Origin of the sequence: Caulobacter sp. D5 (genome assembly GCF_003185805.1) — a bacterium.
Lineage (GTDB): Bacteria > Pseudomonadota > Alphaproteobacteria > Caulobacterales > Caulobacteraceae > Caulobacter.
Window position 1 is genome coordinate 1 of sequence record NZ_QHJY01000025.1, and the last position, 11547, is coordinate 11547.

Genomic DNA, 11547 nt, shown 5'->3' on the forward strand with positions numbered 1-11547 from the left:
CGCTCCTTGGGCCGTCACCGGGGCCGCGACAGGCGCGGCCTCGGCGAAGACGGGCTTGGGATAGGTCATGAGCTTTCCTCCCCTCTGGCCTTTCTCAGGCGAGCTTCTTGATGGGTTGGCTGGCGAGGTACGCGCCCGGATTGGCCGGATCGAACACCTTGCCGTCGAAGAACTTCTCGGGGCCGCGGCTGTCGCCGGCGGGACCGGTCTGGCCGATGGCCTTGGCCGCCGCGCGCCAGATGTCCGAGCGGTTGACCTTGTTGACCAGGGCCTGCTTGTTGGTGTTCTGCGGGATCACGCCCCAGCGGATGTTCTCGGTCACGAACCACAGGTCGTGCGACTTGAACGGGAAGCTGGCGTTGTCGGCCCAGAACTTCATGACGTGCGGCGAGCCGGTGACCTTGCGGCCGTCGCCGTAGTCGATGACGCCCTGCTGGCGGGGCAGGATGTCGCCCATCGGCACGTTGATGTACTGCCGGCCCGAGACGATCGAGCACATGGCCGCCTTGTTGGCCTGCTTGTCGCACCACATCTGGGCTTCCAGCACGGCGGCGGTCAGGGCCTGGGCGGCGCGCGGATACTTGTCCACCCAGTCGGCCCGCATCCCCAGCGCCTTCTCCGGATGGTTCATCCAGATCTCGCTGGTGGTCGTGGCGGTGTAGCCGATCTTCTGGTTGACGGTCTGGCCGTTCCACGGCTCGCCCACGCAGAAGGCGTCCTGGGTGCCGGCCTTGAGGTTGGCCACCATCTGCGGCGGCGGGATGACGATGGTCGAGACGTCGATGTCCGGATTGATGCCGGCCGCCGCCAGCCAGTAGCGGACCCACAGGTCGTGGGTGCCGCCCCGGAAGGTCATGGCGATCTTGGCGATGTTGCCGGCCGCCTTCAGCTGGGCGAACTTGGCCTTGGCCCCGCCGGCCTGCAGCCCGACCTTCACGGCCTTCAGGTCGTTGCCGACCGAGATCGCCTGGCCGTTGGTGTTGAGCCTGGCCAGCACGTACATCGGCAGCGGCTTGCCGCCGGTCTGGACGCCCAGGCTGAACTGCAGCGGCATGGGCGAGAGGATGTGCGCCCCGTCGATGCCGCCGCCGCCCGAGCCCAGAACCAGGTTGTCGCGGGTGGCGGCCCACGAGGCCTGCTTGACCACCTCGATGTCGGGCAGGCCGTGCTTGGCGAAGAAGCCGCGCTCCTTGGCGATGATCACCGGCGAGCTGTCGGTCAGGGCGATGAAGCCCAGCCGCGCCTTGGCGGTTTCCGGACCCGCGCCGGCGGCGTGGGCCCCGGCCGGGAAGGCGGCCTTGACGGCGGCCATGGTGGCGGCGGCCCCGATCAGGGCGGTGCGCCGGGAAACACCCATGGAAGCGCCCTGCGAAAGGATCTTGTCGGTCTTGGTCATGATCGGCGTTCCGTCTCAGAGCTTGTATTCGAGGGTGAACCAGGCCTTGGTCCGCGAGGCCGGCGGGGCCAGGGTCCCGGCCGGCACGGTCGTTTCGCGGGTGAAGTCGGCGTACTTCAGCTGCACCGAGAGCTTGGGCGTGATCGCCGCGGTGACCTGCACGTTCCACTCGCTGCCCAGGTCGGCGCCGGTGCGCTGGTCGTTGAAGTCGTGGTAGCGGACCACGACGTCGCTGTTGAAGAACCAGGTCCGCTTGAAGCGCGGCTTGACGTTGAGGCTGAGGTTCAGGTCCTCCAGCCCGTCGGCGAAGCCCTTGTTGCCGCCCCCCGTGACGAAGGCGTCCGACCAGCCGTTGAAGGCGTGGGCGGTGGCCAGCGGCGTGGTGAAGCCCCGCGTGCCGTTCCCTTCCAGCGACTCGTAGGAGAGCTTAAGGGTGTAGATGTCGAACGTGCCGGCCACGTCGCCGCCGACATAGTCGAGGTCATAGGCCGCCGTGTTGCCGTGATAGTCGCTCTGGCGGGCGAATGTGGCGTTGTAGGCCAACTGGTAGAGCCCGACCCAGGTCTTGCCCGAGGCCTTGGCGCCCTTGGTGATCGACGAGTTGATCGCCGAATTGCCGAAGTCCAGCGCGTAGACGAAGCCTTGCAGGCGCAGCGCCTCGGCCGGCGACCAGGTGACGTTCAGCAGGTGGCTGTCGCTGTCCCAGTCCTTCAGCTCGCCCAGCACCCGGTTGACGTGGTTGATGTAGGCGTAGGTCCCCTTCACGCGGCCCAGGGCGAAGTCGGCGCGCACGCCGTCGAAGGTCTGTTCGTCCTGGCGCCAGGCGACCGCGCCGACGAAGCGCTGGTCGTCGATCAGGATGCGCTGGCGGCCGGCGGTGACTTGCAGCGCCGCGCTGGGCGTCCAGGTCACCTGGGCGCGGTTCAGCTCGGTGACGTCGGGATCGTTGATGATCGGATAGCGGGCCTTGTCGGCGCCGTTCAGCGGGGCGGTCGTCGCGCCGGGCACGTTGACCGCGTAGTGCTCCTCGCCGATCTGGCGGACGTCTTCGAACTCGATCAGGCCCTTGAGACCGTGGAACTCGGCGGTCTCCCAGCCCAGACGCGTGCGGACGGTGAAAGCCGAGGCCTTGTCGGCCAGGTTGGCCTGGTCGACGCTTTCGTAGCGGGCGCGGACCTCCAGGATCACCTTGCCGGCCGCGACCTGGTCGCTGAACGTCGGCGGCGGCGCGGGCGGAGGCGGCGGTTCGGCCGGCTCCGGCGCGGGCTCAGCAACCGGTTCGGCAGCGGTGTCCGTGGCCGCCGGCTGCTCCGGAGCGGCTGTCGTTTGGGCGCAGGTTCCCGTCGCCCACAGCAGCGCTGCGAGCCCGGCGCCGAGCGTGAGCCCGGCCCTCTTCGTGTTCATGCCTCTTCCCCTCAGGCCAAAAAAAAACGCCCGGCGAGGGCGTGAGCCCCCTCCGGACGTCGTTGTCCAAAACAGTCGCCGACCCCGTCGTCGGCGTAGGTCCTTCAAGGACCCTCGCAGGACGTCGTTGCCCCGCGTGTCGTCATCAGGGACGCACCCCGTCGGGACGCCGACAATCTGAAAACCGGCGTTATCGACCATTTCGCGGGTGCGGCGCCTGTTTCTGCGCAGCAGCACGGCGCCCAAAGCTTGGGCGGCGCCCGGAAACCAGGCGCCACCCTCCCCTCACGGACGATGACCGGCGAGGACTCGCCCGCGCCAATCCCTGGCGACACAAGGCTTTGAAGGCATCCGGTTACCGGAAGGGAGACGTGGAGTCGGGCCGACGCTGGCGCGCTTCAGACCCAATTCGCCCGATCCTCCCCTCGTCATCCCGGGCGGAGGGCCGCGCAGCGGACCGCAGACCCGGGACCCCGGGGACTGGGCGCGGCGGTCAGGTCGACCATGAAAGGCTGTCGCCGCTGCATTGCGGCGGCCTCTGGGTCCCGGCTCTCCGCTGCGCTGCGGCCGGGATGGCGATCAGATGGAGGCGCGAAAGAGGAAGCCCTACTCCGCGATCAGCCCGTGCAGCACCCCGTCGAGCGTGACCTGCATCAGCTCTTCGTGCGGAGCCCAGTTGCGGCTCGGCTTGGTGATGACCAGCGAGACGATGCCGTGGCAGGCCGCCCACAGCACCTGGGCGGCGCTCTCGGCGGTGCCGGTCTTCAGCCGGCCGGCGGCGGCGATTTCGCGGATCGGGCCGCTGAACTCGTCGAAGCAGGCGTCGCCGAGGTCGGACACGGCCTGCTGCTTCTCCACCGAGATCGCCTCGCTCGAGCCGCAGAACACCAGTTGGTAGGTGTTGGGATTGTCCAGGGCGAAGCGCATGTAGGCGTCGAGCATGCGCCGCACCTTCTCCACGGCGTCGACCGGCTCGTGCGACAGGGCGACATTGATGGCCAGCAGCTGCTCGATGGCCTCGCGGCCGATCTCCAGCAGGATCTGGTCCTTGTCGCGGAAGTGCATGTAGAGCGCGGTCGAGGACACGCCCACGGCGTCGGCGATCTTGCGGATCGTCGCCCCGGCGTAGCCCTCGGCGATGAAGATCTTCTCGGCGGCGGCCAGGATCTCGCCCCGGCGCATGTGCCCGTCGCCCTTCGGCTTGCGGGCGGACCTGGTCGGCTTCTTCAACGCAACGGTCACGATACGGTACTTCCTCCCTCTTCCCCGATCTGACAGTAAACGGGAATCACCCAGGGCCGACAAGCGCGCCGCAGCTTTTGCGTAGAACGCGTATTTTTCCATTTGACACTTTATAGTTGAGTTAATCGAGTCGCTCCCACCGATCAGGCCTGGTTGTGGGGGAACGACATGGCGCGCGAAGACCGGCGGCTGCACGTCGAGGAGCAGGACCATCACGTCCTGGCCGATCCGCCGCTCGTCGCGCCCCTGCCGCTCACCGACGGGGCGCATCGCCGGCTGAGCCCCGGCCAGGGCGTCGCGCTGATCCTGGTCGCCGTCGTTCTGGCCGCGAGCGCGGCGCTGGCGCCGGGGATCACGCTGGCCGCGCTCGGCTGGACGGGCCTGGCGCTCTTCGCCCTGCTGGCCTCGCTGCGGCTCGTGGCGGCCTGCACGCCGTCCCGGCCGATTTCGGTCCCGCCCCTGCCCGAGGCCGAGCTGCCCGCCTATACGGTGATCGCCCCGCTCTACAAGGAAGCCTCGGTCGCCGCCGAACTGGCGGCCGGCCTCGACCGCCTGGACTATCCGCGCGACCGCCTCCAGGCCCTGATCATGCTGGAGGCCGACGACGTCGAGACCATCGCCGCCTTCCACGCCCTGGACCTGCCGGCCTTCATCCAGGTGCTGGTCGTTCCGCCCGGCGCGCCCAAGACCAAGCCCCGCGCCTGCAACCACGCCCTGGGCCGCGCCCGCGGCGAGCTGCTGGTGATCTACGACGCCGAAGACGCCCCCGATCCCGGCCAACTGCGCGAAGCCGCCGCCCGCTTCGCCGCCGGCCCGCCCGACCTCGCCTGCCTGCAAGCGCCGCTGCGCATCGAGATCCCGGCCATCTCCGGCTTCCTGCCCCGCCAGTTCCAGCAGGAATACGCCGCCCATTTCGAGGTGCTGCTGCCGGCCCTGGCCCGCTGGCGGCTGGCGTTTCCGCTGGGCGGCACCAGCAACCACTTCCGCGTCGAGGCCCTGCACGCCGTCGGCGGCTGGGACGCCTTCAACGTCACCGAAGACGCCGATGTCGGCTTCCGCCTCGCCGCCGCCGGCTATGGCCTCGACGTCATCGCCCCGCCGACGCTGGAGACCGCCCCGACCAGTTGGAAGGCCTGGCGGCCGCAGCGGGCCCGCTGGATCAAGGGCCACCTCCAGACCCTGGCGGTTCATCTGCGCGGTCCCGCCGTTCGCCGGCCGCGCGTGGCCCTGGCGCTCTTCCTCACGCTCGTTTTGTCGCTGGCCTCGACGCACCTGCACGCGCCGATCTTCGCCTGGGTGCTCCTGATGCTGCTGCTCGACCTGCTGCCCGACGGCCAGGCCGCGATCGACGGCGCGGGCCTGGTGCTCTTCTTCTATGCGTGGAGCGCTTCGGCCATCGCCGCGGTCGTCGGCCGTCGGCGCGCGGGCGGCCGGGCCAAGTGGCTCGACCTGCTGGGCCTGCCCCTGATCTGGCTGGCTCAAGGGTGGGCCGGCTGCCATGCGCTGGTCCAGTTCGTCCTGCGTCCGCATCACTGGGACAAGACCCCGCATGCGCCTCGGGCTGGACGACGCTTGGGCTGAGCGCGTATGGCGTGGCCATGCATCCGACCATCGCCGCCTCTCCCATCGTCATGCGCACCGCCGGCTGGGCCGACTACGCCCTGCTCGACAGCGGGCGCGGCAAGAAGCTGGAGCGCTACGGCCGCTACACCGTCGTCCGCCCCGAGCCGCAGTGCTTCTGGGAGCCGCGCCTGCCCGCCCAGGCCTGGGACGAGGCCGACGCCGTGTTCGACCCGTCCGACGAGGACGAAGCCGGCCGTTGGCGCTTCCACGGCAAGCCGATCGAGAAGTTCGACCTGGCCTGGGGCGAAGCGAAGTTCCACGGCCAGTTCACGCCGTTCCGCCACCTGGCCTTCTTCCCCGAGCAGGCCGCCAACTGGGCCTGGCAGGACGAGCGCGTGCGCGCCTTCGTCAAGGCCCGCGGCCGCCAGCCCCGGATCCTCAACCTGTTCGGCTACACCGGCGTGGCCAGCCTGGTCTGCGCCGCCGCCGGCGCCCACGTCACCCACGTCGACGCCTCCAAGAAGTCGGTCGGCTTCGCGCGCGAGAACGCCGCCTTCGCCGGCCTCGCCGAAAAGCCGATCCGCTGGATCGTCGAGGACGCCCGCCGCTTCGTCGCCCGCGAGGTCCGCCGTGGCAACGTCTATGACGGCATCATCCTGGATCCGCCGAAGTTCGGCCGCGGCCCCGACGGCGAGGTCTGGCGCCTGTTCGAGGACCTGCCGGCCCTGACCGCCGACTGCGCCCAACTCTTGGCCGAAGACGCCGACTTCCTGCTGATGAACGCTTACGCAGCGAGGGTCTCGGGCGCGGCGATGTCGGGCCTGCTGGCCCAGGCGCTCGAAGGCCGGGCCGGCGTCATCGACTGGGGCGAGTTGTCCCTCGTGGAAGACAAGGGCGACCGCCAGATCGGCCTGTCGTTCTTCGCCCGCTGGTCGTCGGAGGCCTGAGCGACATGAGCAACGTCAAGACCGTCACCTCCCTGACCAACGCCACGGTCAAGGCCGTCCGCGCCCTGCACATGCGCAAGGAGCGCGAGGACAGCGGCCTGTTCCTGGCCGAGGGCCTGAAGATCGTCATCGAGGCCATCGACTGCGGCCACGCGCCGAAGATCCTGATGTACGGCCCCGACGCGGCCGACCACCCGATGCTGCAGAAGGCCGCCAAGGCCTGCGCGAGCGCCGGCGGCGAGGTCATCGAGGTCAATCGCGAGATCCTCGAGAAGGTCTCGCGCCGCGACAACCCGCAGGCCGTGGTCGGCGTGTTCCGCCAGGTCTACACGCCGCTGTCGGCGATCGTGCCGCAGAGCGCCGACTGCTGGGTGGCGCTCCAGGCCGTCCGCGATCCGGGCAACCTCGGCACCATCATCCGCACGGCCGACGCGGCCGGCGCCGGCGGCGTCATCCTGGTCGGCGACTGCGTCGATCCCTATTCGGTGGAAGGCGTGCGGGCGACCATGGGCTCGGTCTTCGCCGTCAAGATCGCCAAGGCCAGCGTGCAGGAGTTCCTGGCCTGGCGCGAGGACTGGCCCGGCAGCGTGGTCGGCACCCTGCTGACCGCCACCGTCGACCACAAGAGCGCCGACTACGTGAAGCCGTCGCTGATCCTGATGGGCAACGAGCAGCAGGGCCTGCCGCCCGAACTCGCCGCCGCCTGCGACGTCAACGTCAAGATCCCCATGCGCGGCCGCGCCGACAGCCTGAACCTGTCGGTGGCCACCGGGATCATGATCTATACGGTGACGGGCTGATTTCAGAGACCCTCCCCCTGAAGGGGGAGGTGGCCCGGAGGGCCGGAGGGGGAAATTTCCTCCGACGTCGAGACGGCCGCTGGCGCACGAGCCACATCCCCCTCCGTCGGCTTCGCCGACACCTCTCCCTTCGGGGAGAGGGTCTTGCCCCCTTGCGCGACACCACGCCGCACACCATTTCCCCGCCTCGCCGCGGGAACGCTCGGGCCACCTTCGCCGCTCTCCCAAACGTGAAGCCGATTTCGACGGCGCCCCTGTGTTAAAGCGGCGCAGTTGGGCGGCGGCCTCTTCCAAAGCCGCCGCTTTTCCATATCTAATTCATGAAGGCGGGTGATTTGCCCGCCGGGAGAAAGCGGTCGATGGCCGAGCGAAAGCAAGGCGGACAAAATAACGGCGCGGGCTCTTCGGTCGTCACGGAAGTGAAACCGAAGACGCAGAAGCCCTCGTTGTATCGCGTACTGATCCTTAACGACGACTACACTCCTATGGAGTTCGTCGTTTACGTGCTCGAACGGTTCTTCAACAAGTCGCGCGAAGACGCGACTAGGATTATGTTGCACGTTCACCAGAACGGTGTCGGGGTCTGCGGCGTTTTCACTTATGAAGTCGCCGAGACCAAGGTCGCCCAAGTGATCGACTCAGCCCGCAGACATCAGCACCCGCTGCAGTGCACCATGGAAAAGGATTGAGGAGCCTCCCCTTGCCCTCTTTTTCGCGTCCTCTCGAAGAATCCCTCCACCGCGCGGTGGCCTACGCCAACCAGCGAAAGCACGAATACGCCACGCTCGAACACCTGCTGCTGTCGCTCACCGACGATGACGACGCGGCCGGGGTCATGCGAGCCTGCGACGTAGACCTGACCGCTCTCAAGAAGAGCCTGGTCAATTATCTCGACGTCGAGCTCTCGTCCCTGGTGGTCGACGACGAAGAAGACGCCAAGCCCACGGCGGGCTTCCAGCGCGTCATCCAGCGCGCCGTCATCCACGTCCAGTCGTCCGGCCGCGAGGAAGTCACCGGGGCCAACGTCCTGGTCGCCATCTTCTCCGAACGCGAGAGCCACGCCGCCTACTTCCTGCAGGAGCAGGACATGACGCGGTACGACGCGGTGAACTTCATCGCCCACGGCATCGCCAAGAAGGCCGGCGCTTCCGAGCCCAAGGCCGCCAAGGGCGCGACCGCGGTCGAGGAAGACCAGGAAAAGCCCAACACCAAGACCGGCGGCGAGGCCCTCGAGGCCTATTGCGTCGACCTCAACGAAAAGGCCCGCCAGGGCAAGGTCGACCCGCTGATCGGCCGCGCGAACGAAGTGGAACGCGCGATCCAGATCCTGTGCCGCCGCACCAAGAACAACCCGCTGCTCGTCGGCGACCCCGGCGTCGGCAAGACCGCCATCGCCGAAGGCCTGGCGCGCAAGATCATCACCCACCAGGTCCCCGAAGTCCTGGCGGAAGCCACCATCTACTCGCTCGACATGGGCGCGCTGCTGGCCGGCACCCGCTATCGCGGCGACTTCGAGGAACGCGTCAAGCAGGTGGTCAAGGAACTCGAGAACCACCCCAACGCGGTGCTGTTCATCGACGAGATCCACACCGTCATCGGCGCCGGCGCCACCAGCGGCGGGGCCATGGACGCCTCCAACCTGCTGAAGCCGGCCCTGGCCTCGGGCACCCTGCGCTGCATGGGCTCGACCACCTACAAGGAGTTCCGTCAGCACTTCGAGAAGGATCGGGCCCTGGTCCGCCGCTTCCAGAAGATCGACGTCAACGAGCCGACGGTGGAAGACACCATCAAGATCCTCAAGGGCCTGAGGACCTACTACGAGGACTTCCACAAGCTGAAGTACACCGCCGAGGCCCTGAAGGTCGCGGTGGAGCTGTCGGCCAAGTACATCACCGACCGCAAGCTGCCCGACAAGGCGATCGACGTGATCGACGAGGCGGGCGCGGGTCAGATGCTGCTGCCGGAAAGCCGCCGCAAGAAGACCATTGGGGTCAAGGAGATCGAGGCCGTCGTCGCCAAGATCGCCCGCATCCCGCCCAAATCGGTCAGCAAGTCGGACACCGAGGCCCTCAAGGAACTCGAGGCCGATCTGAAGCGCGCCGTGTTCGGCCAGGACGAAGCGATCCTGCAACTATCCTCCGCCATGAAGCTGGCGCGGGCGGGCCTGCGCGATCCGAACAAGCCGATCGGCTCTTATCTGTTCAGCGGCCCCACCGGCGTCGGCAAGACCGAGGCCGCCAAGCAGCTGGCCTCGACGCTCGGCATCGAGATGATCCGCTTCGACATGTCGGAGTACATGGAGCGCCATACCGTGAGCCGCCTGATCGGCGCCCCTCCCGGCTATGTCGGCTATGACCAGGGCGGCCAGCTGACCGACGCCGTCGACCAGCACCCGCACGCGGTCGTCCTGCTCGACGAGATCGAGAAGGCCCACAGCGACATCTACAACATCCTGCTGCAGGTCATGGACCACGGCACGCTGACCGACTCCAACGGCAAGAAGGTCGACTTCCGCAACGTGGTCCTGATCATGACCACCAACGCGGGCGCCTCCGACGCCCAGCGGCAGTCGATCGGTTTCGGCCGCTCCAAGGTCGAAGGCGAGGAAGAGGCCGCCCTCAAGCGCCTGTTCACGCCGGAGTTCCGCAACCGCCTGGACGCGACGGTGGCCTTCAAGCCGCTGACGCCGGAGATCATCCGCCAGGTCGTGCAGAAGTTCGTCATGCAGCTGGAGGCCCAACTCGCCGACCGCAACATCACGATCGAACTCTCCGACGACGCCGCCGACTGGCTGGCCAAGAACGGCTTCGACGAGCTCTACGGCGCCCGTCCGCTGGCCCGGGTCATCCAGGAGCACATCAAGAAGCCGCTGGCCGACGACATCCTGTTCGGCCGCCTGATCCGCGGGGGCCACGTCAAGGTGGTGCTCGAGAACGGCAAGATCGGCTTCGAGATCGAAAGCGCCTCGGAAGGCAAGTCCGGCAAATCTGACGACGCCGAGGAGCCGGCCCTGGCCGAATAGGGCCAGGCGTCGCCTGAATACGGAAAAGGCCCGGAGCGATCCGGGCCTTTTTCTCTATCTGAGGTGCCGCGCGCCAAGTGCGGTGAGCAGGCGCAAGGCCCGCTCCTCGTCGAGGCCGGCCGGCGTAAAGTGCTCCAGCCCCACCTCGGACAGGGCCGAGGCGTCTTCCGCCTCCAGCCGGCGCTGGCCCATGTTCCAGTCGCGGAACAGCCGCCGCTCGGCCGGGCCGTCGGCGATCAGCACGATCTCGTCGTGGCGCGGGTCGCGGCCGATGCGCTGATAGACCTCGGCCACCACCTGGCCCGGCCCTTCCAGCACCTGCAGGAACCGCCCCTCCCCCGCCGCCAGAAAGCCGGTGACGTCGTCGACGCGGTTGTTCTGGATCGACCTGGCGACGATGACCGGCAGCGTCTGGTCCAAGCCGGCCGGATCGGTCGCGCGGCTGGCGTAGATCAGGCGATAGAGGCCGCGCCGGGCCAATGGGTCGGTCATTCACGGTCCTCGGCCACTACTGAAGCTTGGGCCGGAGGGTAAAGTCGCGGAACCGTTAAAAGGTTCACTTCGCTCGCCTGCCAGCTGTAGACAAAACGAGAACAAACGCGTAGCGTGAGGACGTGAGCACCGTCCCCTTCGACACCCTGAGCGCCTCGAAGCGCCTGCGCGAAGCAGGGGTCGCTGAAGGTACGGCCGAGGCGATCGTGGAACTGATCCAGCAGACGACGATGCTTCCCGACATCTCCGAATTGGCGACACGCTCGGAACTGCAGGCGGTGAAGGGCGAGCTGAAGAGCGACCTCGCCCTCACCGAGGCCCGCATCCGCGCCGACCTCAGCGAGAAGATCCGCCTTCAGGGCTGGGCGCTGCTGGGCGGCATGGCGGTGCTGGTGTCGATCTCCACCGCCCTGATCAAGCTGCTGCCCTAGAGCCGCCCGAGCCCCGACGGCGAGGCGCGTACGCGTCATGGGGAGATTGAAGGGTGACGGCGCCTGCAATCTCCCTCCGTAAATCCCCGCGAAAGCGGGGACCCGGGCTTTTGAGCCCTTCCCCCTTGATGGGGGAAGGGTTGGGATGGGGGTGACACGGCGTGTCCACCCGCACGGTCTTTCAAACCTGACCGCCGCAGCCACCCCCAACCCCGGCCCTTCCCCCATCGAGGGGGAAGGGAGCAGAGGC

The 11547-nt window shown here is 68.1% G+C and carries 10 protein-coding genes and 1 pseudogene; 6 read left to right on the plus strand and 5 right to left on the minus strand.

All coding sequences use genetic code 11. The features are described 5' to 3' along the window. Positions 1-94 precede the first annotated feature (94 nt). The 4 genes and pseudogenes from DMC18_RS01970 to DMC18_RS01985 form a co-directional block, all read right to left on the minus strand. Entirely contained in the window at positions 95-1396 is a 1302-nt protein-coding gene (locus DMC18_RS01970; protein WP_110119032.1) for a CmpA/NrtA family ABC transporter substrate-binding protein, read from the minus strand. Positions 1397-1411: 15 nt separating this feature from the next. After that, entirely contained in the window at positions 1412-2800 is a 1389-nt protein-coding gene (locus DMC18_RS01975; protein ID WP_110119031.1) for an alginate export family protein, read from the minus strand. Between the two features lie 428 nt (positions 2801-3228). After that, a pseudogene (locus DMC18_RS01980) lies at positions 3229-3375 on the minus strand (hypothetical protein); the annotation flags it as partial. 31 nt (positions 3376-3406) lie between these two features. Further along, positions 3407-4042 carry a TetR/AcrR family transcriptional regulator gene (locus DMC18_RS01985; protein WP_110119030.1) on the minus strand — a complete coding sequence of 212 codons (636 nt, stop codon included), beginning with the start codon at positions 4040-4042 and terminating at the stop codon, positions 3407-3409. A gap of 168 nt (positions 4043-4210) precedes the next feature. On the opposite strand from DMC18_RS01985, the gene DMC18_RS01990 reads away from it, so the two are divergent. From DMC18_RS01990 to clpA, 5 genes are all read left to right on the plus strand, one after another. Continuing rightward, positions 4211-5623: a glycosyltransferase family 2 protein gene (locus tag DMC18_RS01990; protein ID WP_110132658.1), complete on the plus strand. Its 1413-nt coding sequence runs from the start codon at positions 4211-4213 to the stop codon at positions 5621-5623. 17 nt (positions 5624-5640) lie between these two features. Further along, entirely contained in the window at positions 5641-6552 is a 912-nt protein-coding gene (locus tag DMC18_RS01995) for a class I SAM-dependent methyltransferase (RefSeq protein ID WP_110119028.1), read from the plus strand. Between the two features lie 5 nt (positions 6553-6557). Next, positions 6558-7352, plus strand: coding sequence for an RNA methyltransferase (locus tag DMC18_RS02000; RefSeq protein WP_110119027.1), 795 nt, complete (start codon positions 6558-6560; stop codon positions 7350-7352). 359 nt (positions 7353-7711) lie between these two features. Next, positions 7712-8041 (plus strand): ATP-dependent Clp protease adapter ClpS, encoded by a 330-nt coding sequence (gene clpS, locus DMC18_RS02005; protein WP_101715544.1) that lies wholly within the window; start codon positions 7712-7714, stop codon positions 8039-8041. 11 nt (positions 8042-8052) lie between these two features. After that, positions 8053-10374 carry an ATP-dependent Clp protease ATP-binding subunit ClpA gene (gene clpA / locus DMC18_RS02010; RefSeq protein ID WP_110119026.1) on the plus strand — a complete coding sequence of 774 codons (2322 nt, stop codon included), beginning with the start codon at positions 8053-8055 and terminating at the stop codon, positions 10372-10374. Between the two features lie 54 nt (positions 10375-10428). Here the strand turns inward: clpA and DMC18_RS02015 are convergent, their stop codons facing one another. Next, positions 10429-10866, minus strand: coding sequence for a BLUF domain-containing protein (locus DMC18_RS02015; protein WP_110119025.1), 438 nt, complete (start codon positions 10864-10866; stop codon positions 10429-10431). 122 nt (positions 10867-10988) lie between these two features. On the opposite strand from DMC18_RS02015, the gene DMC18_RS02020 reads away from it, so the two are divergent. Further along, positions 10989-11297, plus strand: coding sequence for a hypothetical protein (locus tag DMC18_RS02020; RefSeq protein ID WP_110119024.1), 309 nt, complete (start codon positions 10989-10991; stop codon positions 11295-11297). Positions 11298-11547: the final 250 nt, after the last annotated feature.